General features: G+C 43.5%; 25 protein-coding genes and 1 tRNA gene. 19 read left to right on the top strand and 7 right to left on the bottom strand.

Translation table 11 applies throughout. From position 1 onward, the window contains the following. Position 1: 1 nt before the first annotated feature. A complete protein-coding gene (locus tag Vsou_RS11895; protein ID WP_054844189.1) occupies positions 2–574 on the bottom strand; it encodes a 50S ribosomal protein L6 in 573 nt (190 codons plus the stop codon). Between the two features lie 117 nt (positions 575–691). Here Vsou_RS11895 and Vsou_RS11900 point away from each other — a divergent pair, with 117 nt between their 5' ends. The 8 genes from Vsou_RS11900 (at position 692) to Vsou_RS11935 (ending at position 9,225) form a co-directional block, all read left to right on the top strand. Beyond that, positions 692–2,197: a hypothetical protein gene (locus tag Vsou_RS11900; RefSeq protein WP_188603369.1), complete on the top strand. Its 1,506-nt coding sequence runs from the start codon at positions 692–694 to the stop codon at positions 2,195–2,197. 5 nt (positions 2,198–2,202) lie between these two features. Then, on the top strand, positions 2,203–4,380 hold the full coding sequence (locus tag Vsou_RS11905) for a hypothetical protein (RefSeq protein WP_229709829.1): 2,178 nt from the start codon (positions 2,203–2,205) through the stop codon (positions 4,378–4,380). 5 nt (positions 4,381–4,385) lie between these two features. Next, positions 4,386–6,149, top strand: a complete 1,764-nt coding sequence (locus tag Vsou_RS11910) for a hypothetical protein (RefSeq protein WP_188603371.1) — start codon at positions 4,386–4,388, stop codon at positions 6,147–6,149. Continuing rightward, complete coding sequence (locus Vsou_RS11915; RefSeq protein ID WP_188603372.1) at positions 6,149–6,898, top strand: hypothetical protein; 750 nt, start codon at positions 6,149–6,151, stop codon at positions 6,896–6,898. Before Vsou_RS11910 ends, Vsou_RS11915 begins: the two co-directional genes overlap by 1 nt. A gap of 4 nt (positions 6,899–6,902) precedes the next feature. Then, complete coding sequence (locus Vsou_RS11920; RefSeq protein WP_188603373.1) at positions 6,903–7,745, top strand: hypothetical protein; 843 nt, start codon at positions 6,903–6,905, stop codon at positions 7,743–7,745. Continuing rightward, the gene (locus tag Vsou_RS11925; protein ID WP_188603374.1) at positions 7,745–8,308 is read left to right on the top strand and encodes a hypothetical protein; all 564 of its coding nucleotides are present in this window, start codon (positions 7,745–7,747) and stop codon (positions 8,306–8,308) included. The genes Vsou_RS11920 and Vsou_RS11925 overlap by 1 nt, the downstream gene beginning before the upstream one ends. 229 nt (positions 8,309–8,537) lie before the next feature. After that, positions 8,538–8,744, top strand: a complete 207-nt coding sequence (locus Vsou_RS11930) for a C2H2-type zinc finger protein (protein WP_188603375.1) — start codon at positions 8,538–8,540, stop codon at positions 8,742–8,744. A 37-nt stretch (positions 8,745–8,781) separates the two neighbouring features. Beyond that, positions 8,782–9,225, top strand: a complete 444-nt coding sequence (locus Vsou_RS11935; protein ID WP_188603376.1) for a hypothetical protein — start codon at positions 8,782–8,784, stop codon at positions 9,223–9,225. Here Vsou_RS11935 and Vsou_RS11940 read toward each other — a convergent pair whose 3' ends face one another. Continuing rightward, on the bottom strand, positions 9,226–10,386 hold the full coding sequence (locus Vsou_RS11940) for a DUF763 domain-containing protein (RefSeq protein ID WP_188603377.1): 1,161 nt from the start codon (positions 10,384–10,386) through the stop codon (positions 9,226–9,228). A gap of 112 nt (positions 10,387–10,498) precedes the next feature. On the opposite strand from Vsou_RS11940, the gene Vsou_RS11945 reads away from it, so the two are divergent. The 4 genes from Vsou_RS11945 (at position 10,499) to Vsou_RS11960 (ending at position 14,174) form a co-directional block, all read left to right on the top strand. Further along, the gene (locus tag Vsou_RS11945) at positions 10,499–11,713 is read left to right on the top strand and encodes an acyl-CoA dehydrogenase family protein (protein ID WP_188603378.1); all 1,215 of its coding nucleotides are present in this window, start codon (positions 10,499–10,501) and stop codon (positions 11,711–11,713) included. Positions 11,714–11,771: 58 nt separating this feature from the next. Further along, positions 11,772–12,191: a cell division FtsX domain-containing protein gene (locus Vsou_RS11950; RefSeq protein WP_188603379.1), complete on the top strand. Its 420-nt coding sequence runs from the start codon at positions 11,772–11,774 to the stop codon at positions 12,189–12,191. A gap of 33 nt (positions 12,192–12,224) precedes the next feature. Then, positions 12,225–12,467 carry a hypothetical protein gene (locus Vsou_RS11955; protein WP_188603380.1) on the top strand — a complete coding sequence of 81 codons (243 nt, stop codon included), beginning with the start codon at positions 12,225–12,227 and terminating at the stop codon, positions 12,465–12,467. A gap of 195 nt (positions 12,468–12,662) precedes the next feature. Further along, a complete protein-coding gene (locus tag Vsou_RS11960; protein ID WP_188603381.1) occupies positions 12,663–14,174 on the top strand; it encodes a M28 family peptidase in 1,512 nt (503 codons plus the stop codon). Here the strand turns inward: Vsou_RS11960 and Vsou_RS11965 are convergent. Next, on the bottom strand, positions 14,163–14,633 hold the full coding sequence (locus tag Vsou_RS11965; RefSeq protein WP_188603382.1) for a phosphopantetheine adenylyltransferase: 471 nt from the start codon (positions 14,631–14,633) through the stop codon (positions 14,163–14,165). The genes Vsou_RS11960 and Vsou_RS11965 overlap by 12 nt on opposite strands. 175 nt (positions 14,634–14,808) lie before the next feature. On the opposite strand from Vsou_RS11965, the gene Vsou_RS11970 reads away from it, so the two are divergent. The 3 genes from Vsou_RS11970 to Vsou_RS11980 all read left to right on the top strand — a co-directional run bounded on the left by Vsou_RS11970 (position 14,809) and on the right by Vsou_RS11980 (position 16,615). After that, the gene (locus tag Vsou_RS11970; RefSeq protein WP_188603383.1) at positions 14,809–15,798 is read left to right on the top strand and encodes a phosphate signaling complex PhoU family protein; all 990 of its coding nucleotides are present in this window, start codon (positions 14,809–14,811) and stop codon (positions 15,796–15,798) included. A gap of 37 nt (positions 15,799–15,835) precedes the next feature. Then, positions 15,836–16,486 (top strand): METTL5 family protein, encoded by a 651-nt coding sequence (locus tag Vsou_RS11975; protein ID WP_188603384.1) that lies wholly within the window; start codon positions 15,836–15,838, stop codon positions 16,484–16,486. A gap of 41 nt (positions 16,487–16,527) precedes the next feature. Continuing rightward, positions 16,528–16,615 (top strand) — tRNA-Leu (locus tag Vsou_RS11980). Positions 16,616–17,055: 440 nt separating this feature from the next. On the opposite strand, the gene Vsou_RS11985 is transcribed toward Vsou_RS11980, so the two are convergent. From Vsou_RS11985 to Vsou_RS11995, 3 genes are all read right to left on the bottom strand, one after another. Further along, positions 17,056–17,409 carry a hypothetical protein gene (locus Vsou_RS11985; protein WP_264890734.1) on the bottom strand — a complete coding sequence of 118 codons (354 nt, stop codon included), beginning with the start codon at positions 17,407–17,409 and terminating at the stop codon, positions 17,056–17,058. A gap of 972 nt (positions 17,410–18,381) precedes the next feature. Next, entirely contained in the window at positions 18,382–19,221 is an 840-nt protein-coding gene (locus tag Vsou_RS11990; protein WP_188603074.1) for a tetratricopeptide repeat protein, read from the bottom strand. Further along, entirely contained in the window at positions 19,221–19,913 is a 693-nt protein-coding gene (locus tag Vsou_RS11995; RefSeq protein ID WP_264890735.1) for a zinc ribbon domain-containing protein, read from the bottom strand. Before Vsou_RS11995 ends, Vsou_RS11990 begins: the two co-directional genes overlap by 1 nt. 117 nt (positions 19,914–20,030) lie before the next feature. Here Vsou_RS11995 and Vsou_RS12000 point away from each other — a divergent pair, with 117 nt between their 5' ends. Continuing rightward, a complete protein-coding gene (locus Vsou_RS12000) occupies positions 20,031–20,594 on the top strand; it encodes a hypothetical protein (RefSeq protein WP_188603076.1) in 564 nt (187 codons plus the stop codon). Positions 20,595–21,533: 939 nt separating this feature from the next. Further along, a complete protein-coding gene (speE, locus tag Vsou_RS12005; RefSeq protein WP_188603077.1) occupies positions 21,534–22,463 on the top strand; it encodes a polyamine aminopropyltransferase in 930 nt (309 codons plus the stop codon). 102 nt (positions 22,464–22,565) lie between these two features. Here the strand turns inward: speE and Vsou_RS12010 are convergent, their stop codons facing one another. Next, positions 22,566–23,411 carry a class I SAM-dependent DNA methyltransferase gene (locus Vsou_RS12010; protein ID WP_229709783.1) on the bottom strand — a complete coding sequence of 282 codons (846 nt, stop codon included), beginning with the start codon at positions 23,409–23,411 and terminating at the stop codon, positions 22,566–22,568. Positions 23,412–23,604: 193 nt separating this feature from the next. Here Vsou_RS12010 and Vsou_RS12015 point away from each other — a divergent pair, with 193 nt between their 5' ends. Then, complete coding sequence (locus Vsou_RS12015; RefSeq protein WP_188603078.1) at positions 23,605–24,363, top strand: nucleotidyltransferase family protein; 759 nt, start codon at positions 23,605–23,607, stop codon at positions 24,361–24,363. A gap of 307 nt (positions 24,364–24,670) precedes the next feature. Beyond that, the gene (locus Vsou_RS12020; RefSeq protein WP_188603079.1) at positions 24,671–25,381 is read left to right on the top strand and encodes a hypothetical protein; all 711 of its coding nucleotides are present in this window, start codon (positions 24,671–24,673) and stop codon (positions 25,379–25,381) included.

Consider the following 25,381-nt stretch of genomic DNA (forward strand, 5'->3'; position numbering starts at 1 on the left):
ATCATTTAATGTGTTCAACGGCATACACGTAGATACCGTCAAGAACACCCGGACCGCCCTCACGGCCATGCGGACTAATCCTCTCCTCGCCCCTCAACGTAGTAGCCAACTCAACGGCAGCAGCAAACTGACTAACAGTCTCCTTATCAATACCCTCCACAACAATATCATCCTTAGTAGTCGACACCTTAATACCCTTGGGTATGTTAAGGGTTATCTTCGACCTCCTACCCATGAAATTCTCGATGATCAATTGATTACCCTGAACCTTGGCATTCATTGGAAAGTGGGAAAACACGATCTTAAGCTTATACCTCCAACCCTTTGTAACACCAAGAATCATGTTCCTAATGTGACCAGCCACAGTACCAACAACAGCCTTCTCACTCCTACCAGCGAAGTAGGACTCAACAATAACTGAACCATCGGCAGACCTTATAATAACCGGTATGTTACCGAAGTCTCTTTCCAAGGTGCCCAATGGACCCTTAACAACAACCCTACTGCCACTAACATCAACCTTAACACCCTCCGGAACCTCCACCTCCTCAAAAACATATGGCTGCCTAGCCATGACGAAAACCATGGCGCAAACCCCTATTAAAGCGTTTTTGCCCTACAACGCCCATAACTGCTTTGGAAGTTTATGATCAGCTAGGTTTAAAAACTGATCATTCAATTTATTAATATAATGATCAATTCTAAAACAACGAATAAAGGCCAAACAAGCGCAATCGAGATAGCAATAATAATACCAGCGATAATAATCGCAATAATAGTATTCATAGCCCTAATACCAAACTACTCCTACTCCGCAGGCTCCGAGGTAAACACTTTCCAACTAAACGCCATAGCGCAATCACTACTCCAATACATTGTCACAAACCCAGGAAACCCACAAAACTGGGGCCTAAACGCAAGCCAACTGGCCGCCTTCGGACTAGCCCAACCAAACCAACCATACAACCTAGACCCATTCAAGGTACTAGCCCTAACCTACTGGGACTACCAAAACGGAATAAACCCACTACCACCACCATCAGGAACAACAGCAATATGCCAAATACCGCAATCAAATAGCGGCTTCTTTGGCTACTTAAATAGTCTCAACATTACAAGCCTATACATAACGGATTACTTCATGATAATACCGACTACCCTATCAAAGGCATCCCTCAATTACAACAACGTAAAGGAAATGCTGGGCCTAGGCAACAACTACGACTTCAAACTAATGATATACCCCGTGTTCAACGTAACAGTAACAAACAACACATCAACAAACACAGTAACCGTACAAGTGACCAGGTTCAACACAAAACCACAACAACCAGTACCCAACGCAACAGTACAAATAACATACACAATTATGTATTACAGCACCACAAGCGGTAACAAATTTAGTTTCGCAATATGCGCGGGTACATCGCCTCCAGAGACCACCAACAATAACGGAATAGCCACCTTCAACATGGCAACCCTAAGCTGCACAAGCACGACTGGCAACCTAACCGTGAACCACCCATACATAAGCAACGCATCGAGTATATACATAGACGCATACGCAGGCATAAGCGGGATTGGAGATCACGGCTACTTAATATGGCCGAATAACATAACAATACCACTACTAATGGTAATGATACTACCCAACAACACAAACATGAACTCAATACTCTTCATAGACCCAAGCGCCCTCAACACAACCTGCCTAGAAATCATCTACAACAACACTGGGAAAAAATCGCTTGGACTAAGGGTAATGGCAATATATAAATCGGTCTATGGTTATGTGTTCCAAGAAACAAACTATTCCCTGAATCCAGCAAATGGTAATAGCCAGCAATCACGTCCAGTACCCTGCACGGCTACATATCCAAGTAACGGTAACCCAAATAGCGGCCAAAAGAGCTCGGTTTGCTACTGGAATGTGCCGAGTTCACCGATGTTTCTCATAGTCACAGTCTACAGAAATTCCCAGGGACAGACAGGCAGTATACCTAAGTCGCAAATCCTTGTAATACCCTACGGAATATCACCACAATTCTACCTAAGCAACAGAATCATAGTCTTCGGGAAATCAATAAAGAACGCCCCAGTGGGCACGGCAACATCCCTAGTCTACATAGAGGACTCAGCCTATTACGTAACACTGTACCTATACTACGGAGGAAACGTCTTCGGCCCAATGGGGTGATGGGCATGACTAGCATTAACAAGAGGGGTCAGGGACTACTAATCATTGCAATACTCCTAGTACTCCTCGTACTCGTGGTAGCTCTCATATATAGGGAATTCACCATGACCCCAGCATACATATACCAAAGGAGTGTGTACTATGCCCTTAAGTACGACCCGCAGGTAATCGTTGAACAATTAATACAGGTAATGAACGCCGTGGTAACGGGCTACGCAATTAACTATAGTCAATTCCTAATGAATGAGGGAATCACCTTATACCTACACGCACTAACCTCCATGCCAGTATCCTACTCGCTCTCAAACGTGATTGAATCGCAACTAAAACTAATGATAAACAGCATATATACACCAACAGGACTAATAGTACCAGAGAACAACCTAAATGCAAGCATAGCTGCAGTGACCGGGTTCTATGGAGCCCTAGGAATACCCGGCATCAAATACGTATACTCAGGAGAAAACTCATCGCTAATACTGGCAAGTGCCCAACAGACCTACGACTTACCAAGCTTAGGAATACAACACCTAACACTAAACTACTCCATAAACCTAACAGCATCAACGGCGCCAAACGGCATCTGCAACATAAGCCCAAACACAATGACATACAACACAACGCTGGAGTGTATATTCAACTTTAAAACAAACACATACACATGCAACGGGCCCGGAATATACTCCACAGGACAAGCCAACTCACTATGGGCGCCATCTTATCAAGCGTATCCAAGTCAGGAATATTATCAAAGCGACGTTGGTTGGGTAGTCTCCACAGGCACATACCCACTGGTGTTTGTATACCCAGTTGATGAACTCATGGGGCAAAATGGTTTCGTAATATCCGCGACCTTTAATGTAACGCAATCACAAAGCAACTACCTAGTGGGCATAAACTTCCTAACACCAACACCACCAACCAGCGGCACAGGCAACAACGGTTACACTATTTGCGTTATACCAAGTTCTCAGCCAAGCAATAATCAGTATAAATGCACTGTTAGCAGTACGGCAAGTTCAACAATAATAAATGTGACGGTAATAGTAACGCCAAATGAACCTATCAATTTAATTGGCGGTAGCGTTACCGGGACTGCCTCTATATACATTAATGGTAAAACTATAGGTTCACCAATAACGGTTTATTTACCTAACTTTCACTTAATACCGAATACGTTATTCGGTAACAATGCATATATGCTGAGCGGTTATGATTCAAATAGTAAGGTATATGTTGGTTCCTGGGTGGCGCTAATACTTAGCAATGCCGCGGTAGTAAATGCATCAATAAAGTACTTCAACAGCTATACACTACCTACGAACATACCAATTGAGGTATCCATAAACAACAAGCCAGCACTGGGCACAACACTTAGTGGATTAACCGTAACACCTACATTAGGGGCATTAAGCTTCAGCATCAACTACACCGTATGCAACATAACGAACAACGCAATAGTATTCAACGTACAAATGCCCTGGCCACCCACGGGCTACCCAACAACCCAGTACCTAGTACTCATTAACTACAGTAACATAATACTAGCACTAAATCCCTGGGCCAATCCACAGAACTCGGTAATTCCTCAGGGCTATTCAGCCACATCACTTTTGCCATATATGTCCTATGTGCTTAATGAATCAGGTAATGAATTAATCGTTAATACCTACTTTATAAATCTAGGAGTGCCGACATTGCTATCGATATATGGCTCAAACACTGGCCTATACATAACTAACATAATTAACAGATATGATTACGCGGCAATGGGCACAGTAATACCAATACCATCACTAAACATACTTAAGGTTAATAATGTATTCCCAATGCATGTTATGCCCATATTTACATTTAACGAGACACTGTACAACCTAGCCGCAGGGTACACGGTAATAAGCCAGGTAGTTCCACCAACGCAAACCGAAATAACCGGTTATGGTAGTACGAATAATTACCCAAGCGGACTTTATAATTGGGTCACTGAGTATGAGCATTTCCCCAACCAAACACTGCCCTACACATACTTCAACTACACAATACTTAACTGCTGGGGAACAACACAAAGTAATAATGAATACGTTAATTATAACCTTTACTACATATACGCAAATGGTCAGCTTCAATATAATGGCTATACACCTAGTCAATACCTACCATCATGTCAAGGCTCATATTGGTGATGCCTATGAATAAGTCACCCGTTAGACCTGTTCGTGGACAGGTGAGGATTATAGAGGCTATTGCAGCTACCATAATAGTGCTCATACTAGCGGCCCTACTTCCAATAATCTTCAATTCACCAACAACAACCCTAAGGAGTCAAGTGCAGACAAATACCGAGTGGTATGCTTACGACGCATTATTGACTGCCATTGATAACCCGCAGTTCACGTACTATGTGCAGCATGGTAACTGGAGCGCCGTTCAATCGCTCCTTAACACAATTATTGGTCCTCAGTATGATTGGTACATTGCAGTGGTCCCGTATAAGAACGTTGTGACTATAACATCGATAATAAATTACGGAAATTACACGTTGGTGCCACTAAGTATAATACCAAGCATTTATTATGCACCGCCGCTGGGCATACCAATACCCATGACGAGTACTAGCGTCTCGATGCTCTCAATAAACATTTATACAATAAACCCATTACTTGGCAGTGGATACTCAATAAATACAGGCGTGCCGCTTTCGAATGTAGCTTTCATACAATGTAAAAACCCACTTGAGGAAAACATAACTCAGTGTATTAAAAATGGTAATGTTAGGATGCTCAATTGGTGGCTTGAGTATTTTGATCCACGTACTGGCGTTGCCATTATTTGGTTAAATACCACTGGTAATGTTTACATGTTAGTGTCTAATAGCAGTACTCCCTATAATGTGCTGAGTAATTCCTATTGCCGGTCCTCATATTGCTACCCAATTGGTGGTGTTAGTAATTTAATGGGTTCCTCACTTAATACTTTGTACAATAATGCACCGCAGTTCATTAATTACTATACCCAACAATTACTTTCACAATGCTACTCAAGCAACAATGGTATGTATAGTGGTAGTAATTATCTAGCTGAAATAATGACAAGCGGTGGAGTGGTATCAGGACAACGCCTTAATTCACCAACAACGGCCATCTGTTCTCTACCGGTGGGCATCAGTATTAATAACGTCGCTGGGGTTAATGCTTACTTGATTGGTCAATCATTAGTGTCAATACCAGGTACTACATTTACCTTTGGTTTTAGTAATGTTGAGGTTGAGTTGAGCGTTTGTTTTGTTAATAATACATGCGTAAGTGATTATGCTGGGTCCATGGCTGGTGCCACATTCCCAATAAGTATTGGTAATGTGAATGTTATTGAGACTTATGGAAACACCCATGAGTATCTATCTCTAAGTATTAACGGTAACACCACGACATTACCTAGCTATTATTATGTATACCTACTCACTTTATCGATGTCTTTAAATCCAGCCAGATGTGGAATAAATATTAATGCGTCTATTTATGATCTAATCACAATGAGTAGCGAAGCTCTTTCATACTTCTATAACTTAACGAGCAATAATGGGCTTAGCTGCAGTAAATTAATGTCGAATCCAAACATAACCAGTATTAGCCTAATGATGATACCAAATAATTTGCTAATAGAGCAAAGTACACCGCAGAATCCAAATAATGGTATTTACTATGTTTATAATGCCACAACCATAGTCTATGACTTATGGGTAACACCAACGCCGACAACGGCTTACTACATGCCAATCAGAACCTCCTATAACTTTGCACTACTTGATAAGTACAACGTGATATCTCCGCAGTATAGAGAGAGGTTCTTCCTAAGCGGGTTTGCACCTACCGCCTCTGCTTATGCCATCATTCAGTTGCCCAATGGCACCTACTACCTGGTTTACCTGGGCTTAATGAGTGCGGCTAGTGGGTGATGGATATGTCCAGGGGCTTGAGTGAGACTATTAGTATGGTCATTATGATGGGTGTCGTGATTGCCCTGGGTCTTATATTCTACATAATTGTTGGAATTAACTTTGGTAAGGCATCAGCAAGTGTGTCAGTCTCGCAGGTTGAGACCTTATTCGATAACATAGCCACCGACCTGGACAGCGCTTTGTCTAGTCCAATGCCCTCTAACGTGCTTAGTTACCCGGTCTTTATGACGAATTACGGGACCTACAACGTTGCGCCATCTTTCTGTAATTTAACGATTAATGGAATAACTGTGTATAGTAGTGGCGGTGTAGTATTTGGTGTATCGCCGGGCTATGGCTCAATGCCCAGTGGTTACATTAACGTGCTCCTGGGGAATAGGAGCCTAATAGTGGCTAATGAGTCGAGTAATTTATTTAATGTGGTGTTCTATGGAGCTTCCACAGTCTCCGGCGTGACTTATGGCGAATTTATTGCGTTGTATCCTAGGGTTGTCGTGTTCACCATGAGTAATGGTCAGTATGAGTTGTTGGTGCCGGTGTTGATTGGTCGTTTTAATCCCAGCCTTAGTAATTTGCTTGTGTTTAATGTTACGTACCCAATCTCGGTTAATTACAACTATGACAGACCTGGGACATACGTCATTAATTACACATGCGGCGCCAGGAATGAATTGTTAAGTAGCGACGTTGTGCTTAATGGAAAAATTGAAATACTCCCTATGTACATATATGTGTATTATGGGTGATTGAATGAAGACTACGCCCAAGCCCATCCATACCCACTGGAGGCACGGACAAAGTGACGTATTGAGCACTGTTATCCTAATTGCCGTGATAATGGTCGTAAGTGCCATATTTATAGTCTTCTCCATGGTGCAATTTGGTAATGAGGTTTCTCAATCATCCATTGAGTACATTGCCTCGTTTCTCATAAATGTTGCAGATGATATTGATACATTCATGTTCGTTCCAGGCGCAATACTTACGTATCAATTACCGAATACAAATTATGGAACATATAATTTCGTAAACTCATTATGTAACGTATCCATTAACGCGGCTTCGAATAAGGTCATTAATGAAGTATCCGGCGGATTAGTATACGGTGTACCACCCACATATTTCTCATTGCCACCTGGGTTTAGTACGGTGTGGAGGGGTTCGACGTTTAATGGCATACCCGCATCATCACTAAACGACTTCTCATTGATCGTCAGCTACCAAACGCACGTCTTGATGGGTACATCAATGGCTGTTCTACAGTTTGGTTATGATAGCCTCAATGGTGCTGGCTATGGCACTTACTTGGTCATGGTTCCTAGGGTCATGGTTATAAATGGTACTGGACCTAGCGGGATTGGTTATGTGTACATACCAGTACTTAACCTAGTCAGTAATCAGGGTAGGGGTAAGTTAATCATTAGCATTCAGAACATTAGTTCTCAGTCAATAGTTCTTAAAAATGGTGGCGCATTGGAGATTAGCGAGGTTTGCTACTTCGGCAATGGCGTTAAGCCAATAAGCTCAAGCGCCGTTGTGGTTGGTAATACCGTGTACGTAACCATAGTTCAAATAGGTGTTGGCTTTGGGTGATGGGCATGGACACGCTGGCCTTTATAATAATGACCGTGGCCCTCATGGTTCTGGTTATAGCCTTCACCTGGTACATGAATTACTACATATCCATGAACCTGCTCAACACGGCAAATTACATAACTTCACTGGTAACGTCAGCGTTGAAGCATGAGACGGAGACCGCCATATCAATAGCCTCCTTCAGTGATGTTACTGGGAGTTTCAACTTCACTTTTATGCTGCCCACATCTTCATTCTCAACCCAGGGACTTGCCATAAACTACTACATAACCTTATACCCAAGGAGTGAAAGCAGCATGATAGAGCTTATGGCTAACATAACCGTGGCGGCAAGCCTAGGCCCCATAACGAGAGTAATGAGGACGACAACCCTACTCTACTCATCAACACAGCCATATAAAATTACCGCTTATAACTGCGTTAATAGAAATCGTCCAGTAAACTTAGTAAATTCCACATGGTTATATCAAGTGCCAGTGAATTTATCGAACTATAACTGTACCTGGAATAGCACTGATATTCAATCGGGCTATGCGGTAATAAGTATAAGCAAGGGTTAGTTGTTAATCCCGTGTTATTTCTTTTGGCTTTTGAACTTAAGGCCATTTAGTGCAGGTTATTTACTTGCACCGTAAGAATAATTTCATGATAATGCGGGTCCCAGGATTAGCTATAGTTGTAATTAATTATTGATGTTGGAAATACTACCCAGTGGCTGCTAGCTCAGGACTAACCGTGATTGGTATTGTGGAGTTAAAGCTTTAATTTACTAGGTGGTCTTGGTCGTTAATGCCAACATGTAGGCTTTGTGGTAAGACGTTTGACACAATGTCGGAGTTGTACATACACCTGCGTAGCGAGTGTGGTAAAATTCCCAGGACTAGGAAGTGCCCCGTGTGCGGTGGTAGGTATAGGTCGATTAGGTTTATGAAGCTTCACCTAATTAATGAGGCGCTCGTTGATGGTAGACACATGAGCTACCTAATTAGCACTTAGAGGCAGTATTAATTTTACTGCCATTTAATTTGTGGGTGTGGAGGTAACGAGGGTTATTAAAATACAATCGAGTTGCAGGGATTGCCTGGACACCGTATTGAGGACAATGTCGACACTAGATGGCATTCTACTTATGAAGTTCTTTAATAATGAGTTGGTGGTTACGTATGAAACGAGTAACGTGAGCTTCAGCGATATTGCTCAGCTGGTGCTTTCCCTTGGTATTGGGGTGTTGCTTAGGAAGGTCATAATGATAGTGGGCTCGAGGGGCATAGACATTGATGTCGTTAATTCGTCATTGGGTAGGATGGTTGATGGCGTTGTGGATCTACAATACGATCAAGCAACGGCGAGACTCACGGTAATAATGCACCCGGATACTGACATAAATGCTGTCATTAATGGTTTAGTTGGTTTGGGCGTTCCTATTCGTGAAGTGACGGTTGATGAGTTATCCCAAATATTAATAGCGCGTTCATAGTCATGGTGGTGTTGGTCTCACGAGGTCCGTGGGCAGGTTTAATTGTCTAGCCACCTTCGCAAGGTGCCTTAGGTAAATCGTTAACCCACTATCCCGCCTAGCCCTATCCACTATCGCCTGTACTATGTCAATTACTGTGTCGTATACCTCCTTATTCACTGGGTATGGGGATCCATCCTTACCGCCCAACGCGAAGGCATACCTCCTTGGGTCTATGTTGGCTGGGTCCTCCCAATCAACGGGATCCCTGTAGATCAATTCGGCTATTAATGCAAGTGCTAGCATGGTACTTGGGCCAAGGCCCCTGATTAGTAGTAGGTCCTTAAAGTCGTTGACATTCCTGGCTTGTCTAAGGGCGTCCTCATTTAATGAGGCTAGGTATGGCCTAAAGGAACCACTGAGGTATGGATTGTAGTACTTAGGTGGTTCTCTACCTAGGTACGTTAGTATTGTGGTGTTTCCCTTCATCATTGCCTTGATCACTGCCCAATCCCTAACCACCTTATTGGGGTCTTGATGCACGATGTCGAGCACGGCATTCCTGGCATCACCACTGGCCCTACTGACCATATTAAGAGCGTGGTTGCCCTTGACACCTACAATGCCAGTGTGTGGTTCGTTAACTAGGTCATTCTCCATCCAAATGTGGTACCTCCTGGCATACCTTATTTTCTCATTGAGTCCCTGCTGGATCACCGTCCACGTACCGTCAGAACCAACCAGCATCGCATGGTGGTAAAGCCTATACCCATCCTGCAATGCCGTGTTATCTATCTTGGCCGAGAGCCTTGACACAAACTTAAGCGAGTCTACATCCACATCCCAAGTCCTGCTTAGTTCATTAATCTCCGCAGGTGCATTAAGGGCATAAACTCCTTTACCGCCAACAACCCTGATGCCGACGTCCTTCTTTGAAAGAGCCTCCTTTAGTGCAGCAGTGGTTATCGTGGTACTACCGGAGGAGTCCCAATCCATGCCTATTATGTTATTAAATGCCTGGAAGAATAATGGGTTTGAGAATAACCTAATGGTGTCCTTAATCCCGTGCTTGTCAACAAGTAGTTCGGCAATTAGTCCGCTGAGTTTAACCATCCTACTGTAGAGCCATGGTGGTACGTGCCCGCCATGAAGCGGTAAATCAGCTATCCCGGAAACACCCACATTTCTACCTTAATAATACGGGATATAAAGTCCTTTCGTTCTTAATACAACACTGATTGACCCATGTCAGCTGTGAGGTTATACTTTTATGTACCACAGTGTTTTTTAATTGATGGATTTCGGTTTCACTAGGGAGGAGTCGCTGTTCAGGGATTCGGTTAAGGAGTTCGGTGAACGATTCATAAAGCCCCACTGGATGGAGCTTGATGATGGCAAGTACTCACTCCTCGAATTAATACCAAGACTCGCGGAGCATGGCTTAATCGGCTTAACCCTAAGCTCCAAGTACGGCGGCTCAGAGGGCTCCTTTCTAATGGCTGCAATAGCTGCTGAGGAACTGGCCTACGCGGATCCAAGCCTGGCGATACCCGTGTACTTCCTCCTTGAAATAGCTTGGCCCTTTATTGTGCAGCGATACGCCAAGGATAGTGTTAAGGAGGAAGTCCTGCCGAGACTAACCAAGGGTGAGGCCTGGATTGGAATAGCATCCACAGAGCCTCAGGGCGGCAGCGATGTGGGTAATGAGAGGACGGAGGCGAGACTAGTTAATGGTAGGTGGTTACTCACTGGGGAGAAGAACATGGCCACCGGAATATCGATAGCCCTGAGGCTTCCCTATGGTGGTGGCTTCGTGACTATAACCAGAACAGGACCTGTGGAGGCTAGGCACAGGGCCATAACTACAATGCTTTTCATGGTTAAGAGGAATGGCGTTGTTAACACGGGTTTTGAGACCGGGGATTACGAGGAGTGGGGCAGGAGGGGAATACCAACTGGTTACTTGAGGCTTAATGGTGCTCCGGTGGATCCTGATTTCGTAATTGGTGAGGTGAATAACGGGTTCAAGATTGCCATGGAGGGCTTCGATGTTGCTAGGACGCTCATTGGCGCAGCGGCCCTTGGGACTGCACGTTGGATGCTTGAGCAAGGCAGGGAATGGATTAAGAATAGGGTCGTCTTCGGCAAGCCTATCTCCTCCTATCAATCAACAAGCTTTAAGTACGCGGAGCTCAGTACTAGGCTTGAGGCTGCGAGGCTCATGGTTTACAGGGCTGCCTGGCTCGCTGACAGGTTCTATAGGGGTGAGTCTGTGTCTATACTTGATATTGCTAATGCGGGCGCCATGGCCAAGATGCTAGCCGTGGAATTGGCTGTGGATGTGGGACTTGAGGTAATGAAGTGGTTTGGCGGCGTGAGTTACTTCAAGGAGACGCCTGTTACCAGGGCGTTCCTGGGTGCCCTGAGCTACTACGTCGGTGCCGAGGGTGCGCAGAGCATACTGAGACTAATAGTGGCAAGGAACCTAATAGGGCGGGAGGTTGAGTAGTGACTTGGTTATACAGTGAGTGCGGTTTTTAAAGGAACAGTGCCTTGCATGGATGGGTATGAGTCAACAACCAGGTGCACAGGATGCAACTCCGCACACAGCATACATACTGTCCTTAATAGGTAGTATACTAATGATAATAAGCTCAATAGTAGCACTGGTGCTTGCGGGCTTCGCTAGTGCGCTCCCTCGCTACTATGCATTACATAGACTTGGGTACTACTCAATGATGCCCCTCTTCATATACATGCCAGTGATACTGGTGATAGTAGGTATCATTGGCCTAGTGGTGGGTGCCTTAGCTACCTACTTCTCGCTGAGGCTTGGCAAATTAAACGATGTTAATGCCGTGCACAGTACGGGTATAGTGCTCCTTATATTATCAATAATTGGGCTCTTTACGGGAGCCAGTGGTTTCTTCATAGGCTTTATACTACTCCTAATAGGGTCTATTCTTGCAATTTCCTGGAAACCATAAAAACAGGAATGCCAAATTTAGTTTGGGTTTAAAATGGTCAGTGGTGCAGTGATTAGGTATATTAAGGAACTCCTCAATCCGTACTCGGAGTATTACTCGGATGGTTCATTAAATAGTGAGGGCATGACGCTCCTCAAGCTAATAGCCAGGGAGGTCCTTAGGGAATACCCCAGTTTAAAGCCTAGGTTCGCCAAGGCTAGACGTAGGAGGGATTATGAGTATGTCTCGGAATTACTCAATGATGTAATTTCCTCTCTTTCGCAGTCTTTTCAATGAAGTTCGAGGCTTTATTATACATCTTACTGATGTTAAAACCGTGCCCCCTAACGATAACCATAACGGCTAGCGTCAGTAACAGTACCGTAGATTTAACACGCCTATAGAACCTGCTTAATTGTCTCTGTTTTGCCATCTCCGATTCTTAGATTATTTACGCCACACACTTATATTTATCTCTGCGCTGGGCTATGCGTGTCTGAGTCGGCAATGGCATTTAGCATTGCAAGGAGATGTTCGTCATATATGGACTTGGTGGGTGGTTCAATGGCGGAATACGATTTCATAGAGTGGTTTCTCAACCAAATAGACAACCCCTTATTCTCCTACGAGCTACAACCGGTGAGTGTCCTATTATGGAGGGATAGATTTTCGAGGGTAATTCATGGCAGCAATGAATTCAGGGCGTTAAGTATGCCGCTAACCCTGGGTGGTTCTGGCAGGGGTAAACTAACAATGGATATCAATGATTCAGGAGGTAAGGTATTGCTCACGGATTTTCCAGAGGACATGGATGATGCGAAGTACATATACATAAGGGCCATGGAGAAGGGCGCCCTTGCGGTTATCTTCAGGGACAAGTATCCGGGTATTACCAGGAGGATTGTGGTGACGGCAACACAGGATTACTCCTGGGATAGGGCACCACCGCCGATCATTCCTGCCCTTACTGTACCCAAGGAAGTTGGTGATGAATTGGGTAGGCATGTGGGTGAGGAGGTGGATTTCATTAGTGATGTTGAGACAAAACTCAGCACGGGATATAACCTAGTTGTGAACCTAGAGAGTGATAAGGAGGAATCTGTGATACTGGCGGTTCACCATGATCATTGGTTAACGGGCTACGCAGATGATTGCCTAGGTGTTGGGCTTGGTACATTGCTTCTACTCAGTGCTGTCAGGAACAGATCCTCATTCAAGAGAGGGCTAAGCTTCATATCATTTACGGCAGAGGAGGCAGGCAATCCAGGCTTTGCAAGCCTGTATTGGGCATATGGCTCCACCAGGTACGTGGAGTACCTAAAGAGGAGGGAGCTACTTAACAGTGTGTATGCTGTACTTAACCTGGATGTCGTTGGTAGGCAATACGTGACCCACACGAGTGAGGACTTGTCAATGCAGTTAAGTCAATTCGTGAGTACACAGTGGGAGCTTCCGAAACCCTACTTCGATTCCCTGAACTTTGAGATGAATGGAATACCGGCAATGACACTGTCGAGCCTCGATTATTACTGGGATGTATACCATACGGATAGGGACACGGAAGACAAGGTGAATGTCCAGGAAATAGACTCGGCACTCAAGGTTTCCCACCAATTACTTAATCACCTTCTGACGAATGACCTAACCCCATCGCCCTACATCTCAGTCCTAAACAGAGACATAATAAGTGTGGGCCTTGGTATAGAGCTCCGGGAGGATTGGGAAACATATAGGTTGGTTAAGTACTTGTTGTCTAAGTACTTAGTTGAGTATAGGCGTGATGGTTCTGTGAAGACCATATACACGAATTCCATACTGTCCTATGTGAGGAGGTTCATAAACATAAACGACATTAACCAAGTGCCCCTTAGGGTTGAGGAGATGGGGACCGGTAGGGTAATCATGGACACAAGCACCATAAAGGACACCAGGCAGTTGAGTGAGTATATCACGCAGATAATTGAGTCCCTGACTGAGGACATGAACATTAACCTAGTCACTTAGTTCCTTCGTCCCAGTCCTATCTCTGATTAGCGTACTGGACACCTTATTTCCAAATCCATCCTTAATTATTGGAACAACAATAATAAAGAGAGGACGTAGTCCCCTTTCCCTCCTTAGGTTGTTTATTTCAATGGCCCTGGGTAGGGTTTCAAGGCTAACCACTATGGCATCCACAGTTGGATCAACAATGGTTGGTCCATATGGGTCGTTTATAACGTCAATTATGACATTATTATCATCACCACCCAACTCCCTGATCAAGCTCCTCAGGTTGAGGAACCTAATCTTCAACGGCTTTACCTTATACGTCTTGTAGGCCTGGGCAAACTCATCACTCGTGACGCCAATAAGCACCTTACGCCCATAATTAAGCGCGGTAAATAATAAGGCGGTGTGGCCAGTGTGTAGTGTGTCGAATGTGCCTCCAACGGCAACCTTCCTAAACCTGGCCCTCAGCACTGTGCAACACCCACTGGTGCTTCATATTATTGTTATTAATAAAATTGATTCCCTTATTAGCTCGCCACTTCTTGGCTTGTTCTGTGAATTATATATTTAATTGTGGATTATATATAATGGGTATAAAAATATTACCTTAGACTTAGGTTTTTATACCCAATTAAACCCTATACATGTGTCATCAATTTACAGGAGGGTTATTAGGATTGGCGAGAAGAGTATTGGTATTACGCTACCCCGGCGTTGGCTTGACATGCTAAGTGTGGGTATTGGTGATGTGGTTGAGATAAGTCTCGTTGGAAAGGTCATTGTGGTTAAACCAGTGACCCAGGCAGGCGGCGAGACTAATGAGGTTAGTATATCACTCAGTGGTGCCATTGATGAGGCGACAAGGGTAATAATCGCAAGTTACATTGAGGGTTACGATAACGTGGAGATAATTGGACAAAAGGATAGCATTAGGAGGGCGTTCTCTAATGTTGAGAATAAACTACCTGGCTCATTAATGCTTGAGAGTGATGGTAGTGTGTTGATTAAGGTGGCAACCAGTGAGTCAAATGTTGATCTAAACGAGGTGATAAATAGCATGGCGAATATCCTAAATTCCATGTTTAACAAGTTCATTGATTACCTTGGTACGGGAAAGGAGGACTCGCTCAAAGAGGTACTTGAGCTCGATGATCAAATGGACAAGCTCTACTTCCTGGCGCTGAGGACTATAAAGAAGTTATCCTTCAGGGACCCGAAGAGGGCCATTGACGATACTATCGTGGTTAAGAACCTGGAACATGCGGCGGATGCCCTGGACAGGCTCTCGAATGCCTTCATGAGGGTGCAGGCGACTCAATGCAAACGCGAGATCGGTGAGAAACTCAGGGACGTCTGGACATACATAATGAAGGCGGTATATGCATACCTAGACAATAATATAAATAACGCCCTAAAGGTCCTGCTAGACAGAGAACGCATGCTCAATAGCATGCTGGAGTTAGCCAACATGGGATGCACTGGGTTAAGTGGACTACTAACGGCATCAATACACGAGGGGCAATTAATAGTGGCTTTGGCAGCTGACATAGCCGAGGCAGCCTTCAGTAGGCACGTGAGGAGCATTGCAAAACCCACCAGGTTAGTGGCTGGAGAGGAACTGGGCGGTGAGGAATAGTGGGTCTGCCCATGATGAACACGTCGGTAGCTGAACGATGAAGACGGTCAGAGATCCTGAAATACACAACCTAAGGGAACTGGAATTAGTAATTCAGGGTATACCGGGTTATAGGACGCCAAGGTTAAGGCTTGAGCAGTACGTAACCGACTCAAACATAGTGGCGGTTGCGGTTTGGGACGCTCACATGAGGAATTACCTAACTAATGCAAGGGTGCTTGACCTGGGCTGTGGAACAGGCAGGTTTGCAATAGCGGCGGCACTAATGGGCGCTGCGCAGGTACTCTGCATGGACATTGACCAAGATGCCCTGGATACCGCCAGGAAGTCAGCGAGTAATTACAACCTTAATAATGTGGATTTCATAGTCGAAGACGTCAGAAACCTCGAACTAATGGGCAAATTCAACATTGTATTTCAAAACCCACCATTCGGAATATGGACCGAGAGGGGACTCGATATGAAATTCCTAAGCACAGCAGCAAAATACAGCAACATAATATACACAATACATAAGTTAAGCACCCTAGACTACGTAAGCAATAAAGTTAACTCATTGGGATGCACAATGAGTGTTCTGGATAAAGTAACAATAACAATACCGCGCACATACAAGCATCACAAAAAAGAAAAATACAGAACAGAGGTATTCCTAGCCAGAATAGAATGCAAAAACACGAAGCCGTAAACTGAGTAAAGCTAAAAAGACCGAAACTAACAGACACACTAGCGGGGGTGCCCGAGCCAGGTCAAAGGGGACGGGTTCAGGTCCCGTTGGCGAAGGCCTGCGTGGGTTCAAATCCCACCCCCCGCACCAGGGGTTGAATTGTTCATGTTTCGTGTTGTTTACGTGGTCATGAGTAGACATTTACGCAAACCTTATATACGTGACCGATGCGGTTTTGCAGTGAGTAGGCGTGGTGGATTGCTCATTAATTGATACCGAGCAAATAACCCAAAGAGCAGCGCCTTTTGATTCTTAACAACCTGCTGACTACCTCGGTATTAATCCGAATCCCGAGGATTGGGCTAGGAAGTTCATACCCTTCGACAAGGACAGGTTTAGGAGGGAAATCAAGGAGGCCACGGGACAAGTGCTTGGCAGGGAGTTTGAGTTGTATGAGTTGCGTAAACTCTTTGCAACTTACATGATTAGCCAGGGAGCACCTGAGTCCATAGTCAATACGCTTCCAGGGCAGGGGTACCAATTGGGTTGTAATCCTTGTGTGTTTTTAATTTTGGGTTTTGGGTTTTTGTTTATGGTGCGCCTATTATTTTTGCTACGTCGTATATTATTGTTGGTTTCCAGTAGATTGAGTTGCGTTCTCTTAGTATTCCGATTACCCACACTATTAGGAATGCCAGTCCAGCCAGGTAACCCAGTGCCGTTATTACTATGTGCATTGGTGGTATTAGGATGGTTAATAGTGATAGTATTCCAAGAACCACATCAACAACAATAATGACAAGACCAAAGGCAATACTCAAGTAAGACCAATGCCTAACATAACCCGAACCAGGCCTAACCACCAAACCAATCACACCACCAACAAGCGGAACCAACCAAGCAACCAAAGCCCAAACACCCTCATCCCCACTCAACTGAGACATACAAGCAATAAGAAAAAACCCCTATATAAACACTTCCAAAATCATCATTACCCATGCTCAAAACAACCCTTGTGTTTAGCAAATAATAATTACACAAGGTAGCAAATTAACCGTTCGATCTTAACTCCACTCTGCCATACAACCTCTTGCCATTTATTTTTATTAATATTAAGCATTCTATCGCCTATGCTTTTACTATATTTTCTATTTTATTCATTAAATTCCTTGGGTTTTCTACGTTATTAAATTCCACCTCCACCTTATCATTTTCCATAAATGCAATATTGACCACGGACTCCGATACCACTCTTACGTTCCTCAACGTAGGTACAGAATCAAAAAGACTAACTTGTTTTACTATTCCATCTCTACTTTGTATAATAGCTTTTATTTGTTAATACGTATTTGCGCCCAGTTGGAATTGAGTACATAATATTTCCTTCTTTGCCTTTAATATATAGATAAATGCCCAGCATTATTAGGATTATCTCCACGTAATAGACGGCCAGTAAAATAATTCCAATAATTATTGTTAATAATACCCAAGGTCCTATGCGACGGCTTTTTAGACCCAATAGCCTCATTAAAACTTAATACTATTTGCTCGTCAGGCATTAAATTTAACTCATCCATATAACACTATAATTCTTAATTAATAATATAAATCCTTCCTTTTAGCCTGAACTGCTTAATAATTAGTTAAAACTTACTTGATATAAATATAGTTCCTAGGGAAAGGCTTTATCCTTCTAAGGCATAGCTTATGTTCAGCATGGTATGACTCTACAGGAAGAGTATAAGGGTATTTTCATTTTCCCTTACTCATATATGGTCTCTATATAAGAAGAGCTTTCCATAAACCTATATTTAACTTCCCATGGAAATAATATACTGCTTCCCCTCTACGGTACTTTAGATGAAATTCTTCTACGTTATAGAAGTAAATTATCACAATGAGCTAGGGCTTTAGTTTTAAGAAGAAGACTCTGAATTTATTCTTTCTCTTGCGGCCTTGAATAACTCGTTTGTTGGGTCAAGTTGACATGCATTCTCTATTTCAGTCTTCGCAAGCCTGTAATTCCCCAGTTTTTCAAGTGCTATGGCCTTACCGTAGTGGAAAAATGCGTTTCCTGGGTTTATTTTCAGTAATGATGTGAATTCATCAAGCGCCTCCTGGTACCTACCCGAAAGGTTCAGCAGGTTCGCCCTCATTAACCTCCTTGTATCATACCCCCTCTTGTTAGAAGGGCTTATCCTCTCAGCCTCATCAAGCACGGAAAGGGCTTCATTAAAATTCCCAATTGCCATGAGTATACCCGCCTTCGTCTCATAATAGTGGGCTAGAAAGACCTCGAGCCCAGCATGTCTCGGGAGGTACTGAATTGCTGAATTTATTGAGGATAGAGCTTCATTAAGCCTTCCAAGGTTTTTCAACACCAAGCTTCTCTTGCAAAATGCATCAGCATACCTTGGGTTTATGGAGACAGCTTTATCTAATTCCTCAAGGGCCTCCTGATATCTACCCAGTTCATTCAGCGCCATGCCCCTTGCCTTGTGATAACTTGCGGAGTCAGGCTTTATTTCCAGGGCTTTATTGAATTGTTCCAAGGCCTCCTGAGGTCTTCCAGTCCCTAGTAAAAGTTCCCCCACCTTTATGTAGTATGTCGGGTTCGCAGGATCCCTTTGATGAGCCTTATTATACTCCTCCAATGCCTTTCTCGCCTCCTTCTCAGCCCCCTGTTTATCGGTTAAATAGAGAGCCTTTGCCGTTCTTGCGTGCTCATCTCCCTCCTTAAAATTCTCATCAATCATTATGGAACACCCCCTCCAGAGCCAATAAACGACCATTGCACCGTGTCATCGCCTCTTTTTATGGCGTAAATTAGGGCAGCGAGTATTACAGGCTGAAGCTTATTCGAGTAAAGGTAAAGGTGGTACCTGAGGTGTAGGAAGCTTACATTAATCATGCTGGTTCTTGGTTCAACCCTTGCTATGGTATCCTTTTCATCCACTATGTAGTATGTGAGGTAGGGAATTGAATTCAGGAAATTCCCACCAGCATTTTCTGACACAGTTTTAGCCAGGACGTTCCCTGATGGTTCTTCTATCCAGTAAGACCTCACCACAGGGACACCTGTCCCGGGAGCCATGGTTGAGTTTATGTAGTTCCTTAGTTTATCCTGGGTTGGCTTTACGTTCGGGTTCCCTATAACAGCGAGTAGCGTGCTCCCTGAACCATCGTATACCCTATTTCCATTTATCTTACCGATAACTAATCCGGATTCCGTAATTAAGTGCTCCTTGTTAATTAAGCCCGACTTCCTTACTGTTAACTCAGGAACCTTTTCCTCATTACGGAACTCAATGTTACCCTTATTCACATATATGTCATATTTCTTTAATACGCTTCCAGGGACTCCAGAGGACTGGAGCTTGCTTCCACAGACCACGCAGAAGGCAGAGCCTTCTGGATTGTAAGCCCCGCAAACGGGGCAAAGCACCATTTATTTTTCACCATATGTTTTTAATATAATGAACTATAAAAACCTTACTAAAAATCGAAAGATCATATTTAGATAGATTTAATAAGAGGACTTATGAAGATAAAAAGGTGGTATACTTTGGGTTGCCAACCATATGTACTGTATTATGGGAACAACTTCTTCAATAGATTGAGGAAGGTATACGGAATAGGGATGCTTGACAGACCTCTGCTAAAGATATTTGAAAGGTATGGAGAAAATGCGAACTTTTTAAACAGAGAGCAAGCAGCAGGGCTCTTAAATTCCGTAAAAGGACAGGGCTCTGTTACAGTAAGTAACGCCCAAATCATGAAGAACTTGTTTGAAGCCCTCTTCCTTCCAACAGCCCTAATATACTCTTACCTCAAAAAACTCTCCTTTTCCGAAGCCGCAGAAACCGATGGCTTCATTATAATGGAATTCATGGGATCCCAGTCGAGACCCATGAAGATTACACCTCGTATAGTCTATATGTGGTTCATAATTCCAAAGTCAGAGGAAGGGTGCAAAAGGTCTGAGGATTTAATGAAGAAAATCAAACAAGACACAGGCGCTGTGCCCATAAGTCAAGAAGAGTGGGAAGAGTTGAAGCCATTAATTGAGAAGTTCTCAAAGGTTCTTCCCGTTTACGGTTCAGGAGAAAACCTGTGGGAAAAGATCTAGCTAGTGCCTTAACATTGATCTTCATCCGTTTATTAGTTTTATTTAGTATTTAATAATGCAAAAAGCATCCTTGTTAATATGGCTAAATAGCAAAATTAGGAAAGGAGTTCAGCCTGGTTTGTGTTTTGTCAGTTCTGCTACGTGATTCTGAAGAGTCTTGCCTTGTAAACGTAAAAGGGCTTTATAATTAATTTTCATATATCAGCAGTTTTTGGTTTAAGTGCGAGAATGGGAGGAATATTTAGCGGATCGTATGCGGGATGGGCAAATTGGTGGGGTAATATTATAGGTGGACTTGCTCCTTATATAGTTACTTATATATCTTCAATTTATGGTTGGTTCTGGGGATTATTCTACGTGGGTATATGTGCAATAATCGGTGGCATATTATGGTTAGTAAGCCAGCCCGATAAATCGTTTGCACCAGAAATAATACCAAGCTATATACCGAAGAGATATGGATAAGTTTACAAATTTTTAATTAAATATTTTCAATTTTCCATATGATGTTAACTTCAAGTAACCTGGAGTTTGTCAACATTTTCTCGGCTTCCTTATGTGTACATATGCTGTGAAGTTTCTGAAGTTGTTGTAAATATTAGTATTAAAACTCGCAGTGAGGAGTATGGTGCTACCACTAACAATTATTGAAACTGAACGCGACACGTATTTGAACTGATTTGCATTGCACCTATGTTTATCAATACTCCCTGGACTTTCATGCCGAGGGTTTGACTGCATGATCATAGGGATCTAAATGTAAGCCCAAGTATCCTAAGGTATGTAGCTGGGAACAAGTCCACCGCTTGTCGTGCCTCACGTAATACCCCTGGACACGCCCAGAGTTAAGATGAGGCAGTGAAGCAGGAAACCTTGTTCCTCAGGCCAAGATGACTTGTCATCATAATGTTTAAAAGTTGGGTGTATGGTCATGATTTGATGAGTATTAGGAATATAAGTGCGGAGGGTAGTTGGTTCATTGAGTTTAATACACCCTTTAGTTGGCATGTTAGGGGCGTGAAGAGGGTCCTCTATAGTGGTACCACGAAGTACCAGAGGGTTGCCGTGGTGGAGTTCGAGGACTTAGGCAAGGCATTAATACTTGACGGTAAGGTTCAGAGTTCCTTCTATGATGAGTTCGTTTATCATGAGTCCCTGGTCCACCCGGTCATGATCACGCACCCGAATCCAAGGAGGGTCCTCATTCTCGGTGGTGGTGAGGGTGCCACGGCAAGGGAGGTGCTTAGGCATAGGAGTGTTGAGGAGGTTGTGATGGTGGACATAGACAACGAAGTACTTAGGTTGGTCAAGGAGTACCTTCCGGAGATGAGTCAGGGTGTTTTTGAGGATTCCAGGTTTAAGCTCGTCATTGATGATGGTAGGAAGTTCCTTGAGAGGTCCAGGGATAAGTACGACGTAATAATACTTGACCTAACGGACCCGCTTGAGGGCGGTCCCTCGTACTTACTATACACAGTTGAATTTTACAGCATTGTTAGGGATAGGCTGAGCGATGATGGTTTAATGGTTACTCAGGCAACGTCAACGTCATACTCTCTCAGGACCTTTGCAACGATATACAGGACCATTGCCTCAGTATTTCCAATAGCCAGGGCTTACCAGGTGTATATGCATTCCTTTGATAGTACGTGGGGCTTCGTTATTGGGTCAAAGAGGCTTGACCCAGCATCACTATCACTAGAGGATGTTAATGGCAGGATAAGGGAACGCATTGGTAAGGAACTTAGGTTTTATGAGGGCGACATACATAGGGCGCTTTTTGCTCTACCTAAGCACATAAGGGCTGTGCTTGAGGATAAGTCCATAATGCCCGCCACAGACAAGAACCCAACATTCCTACCAGCATAGTGGGTCCCTTGATAATATTCGGTGCAACACGTTGTGAGTAAAATCATTAACTCATTAATTAATTGCGTACTGGTGCACATTGGATCAAATAAGGGAAGGGACTTAGGCATTATTTTTCCTGCTTACAACTAGGAATGTGGTTGCCATGTACTTAAACGGCGCATGTCGTCCCAGGGTGTCGTCAAATAGGTACAACAGTGATGCAAGGCTACTCGTTATTCCATTATTCCATTGATGAAGCCTAGAGGGAATTACATTGGATAATACGTGAATGCCCCTAAGGCTTATTAACCTGAACCCGTAATTACTCAGTATATTCCTAATCTCCTTAATTGTGAAGAACCTAAACGGTATGTTCTCATGATCATGATTATACCAATAACCCACATGCCCGTTCCCACTAATTAAGCCCTTGAGGAAGCCCCTTATGGGCACGCCGCCAAGTAATGATTCATACGCCATGTCCGGGCACACTAAATTATCAACATCAAATATCAAGTAACCGCCACCGCTTAAAACCCTTGAAACTTCCCTAAATGCATCCTCGGTCTTCACTATGTGATTAAAGACACTGCCATAGGCCACAACCGCATCGAAGTAGCCATCCCTAAAGGGCAGTTTAACGGCATCGCCCTGCACCGGATCACTGCATCTCCTTGATCTAACGCATTTATTGAGTGATGCGTGGGAGATATCGAGGCTTACCACGTGGTATCCACGTTCCCTAAGGAGCCTTGTCCAAATGCCGGTGCCACTGCCGAGGTCCAGGATCTTACTTCTTATTTTCACGCCATTAAAGTAATCCCTGAATACCGCGTATAATTCACTATATACATGCCTATAGTACTGAGAGAGCTTTAGGTAAATCCTTTCATAGTTCGACGCCATTTCATCATAGACGTTACTCACGTACGTTTCGTAATTAGATGATTGATCGTCACCCTCCACCACTAACCTCCCAACCTCTAGTTAAAGGGCGGCGGCTTAATAAAGCCTTCTATTGCATAAATATAGTATATATTTCACGCCTCAGTAGCCATAACAATGCGTATAAGCGATCCATTGTTCTGAGGAGATTTATTGACCTGGCTAGTGGATATGAATAAAAATTTTATTAAGTAAACGATTTGCCAATACCTCAATGGATCAAGGTATTATCGAGAAAAAGCTTAGGAGAGGTTTGTCATTTATTGAGGGATGTAGCAATCACGGTGCAATATGCAGGTTACTCGGTGGTATAGCCATAGTGCACCTAGTACGCGATATTTACACAGAGGTGCCTGCAGTTATGCGCGAACCCAAGGACATAGACCTGGCCACTCGCAGGAAAGACTCACCAAAGGTTGTAAGGGCCCTGGAGAGCCTTGGAGCACAGGCTGATAAACGCTTCAATGCCCTTCATGGGTCAGAGAGACTTAGGTTTATTGATCCTCAAATGAGCATGAAGATTGACATATTCCTCGAGATCTTCAGGGAGAGTCACGTGATTGAACTTAGGGACAGGCTCGAGAAATTCAGTCCAACAATACCACCAAGCGACCTATTAATGACCAAGCTCCAGATTTGGGAGATTAATGAGAAGGACCTAAAGGACATAGTTGCGATGATGTATAAATTTGAATTAGGAGATAAGGATGATGCGAGCACGATAGACCTGGGTAGGATAATAGAACTGACCTCAGACGACTGGGGGCTCTATAAGACAACCACCGTCAACATAGAAAGAACCCTAAACTACCTAAACACCATTGACTTACCAAGTAAGGCTAAGGATAGAGTCGCAAGCAATCTAATCAGGATTAGGGAAGCCATGGATAAGGCCCCAAAGAGCATGAAGTGGAAGATGAGAGCAGCCATTGGAGAGAGGGTTAGGTGGTACGAAACACCCGAGGAGGCCTAAGCATTCATGAATTACAACCCTTACCTACTCCTCATTACCTCATTAATAACGTCTCCAGGACTTCCCTCAATAGTTCTGATAATACTGTTCCATAAATATCAATGAGTGTGTTCATAATCATTAGATAGTCACCACCAAAGTATAGGTAAGGGGTGCCAGCACTCAGCGGCGCTGCGTGTCCTCAGTATATCCACATTAATGCAGTATTTTTATAACAAATTTTTATCTAAATTGTGATAAAGTAAGGGATAAATAAGGAATTAATTATGATTTAAGTAAAATGAAACTTACATATGCATCATTAATCATGTTATTGGTAGTCGCACTATCCATATTTACGTACTACGTTTACCAATACCTAACAAGACCCACATACTGCATGTGTCCCGCAGTCCTACTAGATAACGTATACAACACCTATGTTTACTACGGCGGCAAGTTGATATATCACGGATGGTACTTCGAAGCATGGCCAGTACCCTGCTGCGATAATTTCCCAGGGCTTATTCCACCAATAACCTTCGCCCAAACAATCAATGAAACAATATGTGAGTATATTACGGGGATAACAGCGCCACCTGGCATCATTAATTACACGTGCATCATATCGCGCAGTGGTAATGCTGTAATCGCAATACCATCTAAAATAATCGCCCAGGAGGGTAGGGCATGTAGTATTGAGAGGTTACTACTGCGTTTCCTCACCTATGATGAGAGTGGGTTAACCACGTTGTATGGTAATACGAGGATTTTCATAATGGGTATACCAGTTATCGAGGAGTTCATCGGCAGTAATGGGATTTTCCTGTCCAGCCAGGAATTCATAGTCAATGCAACTAGGGTTGATAATTACGTAATTGCCTACATAAGCGGTATTGAATTAACGATGAATGTGGAGTCAGTGAACGTGAGAACTGGCATCACGCATTTTGTTGGTACCATAACCGTGCATTATTACTACTCAACGAATGTTAACGAGACCAATACAATAATCATAAGGTTAACGCCAAGGCAGTAA

The organism is Vulcanisaeta souniana JCM 11219 (genome assembly GCF_026000775.1).
In the GTDB taxonomy this organism is placed as follows: domain Archaea; phylum Thermoproteota; class Thermoprotei; order Thermoproteales; family Thermocladiaceae; genus Vulcanisaeta; species Vulcanisaeta souniana.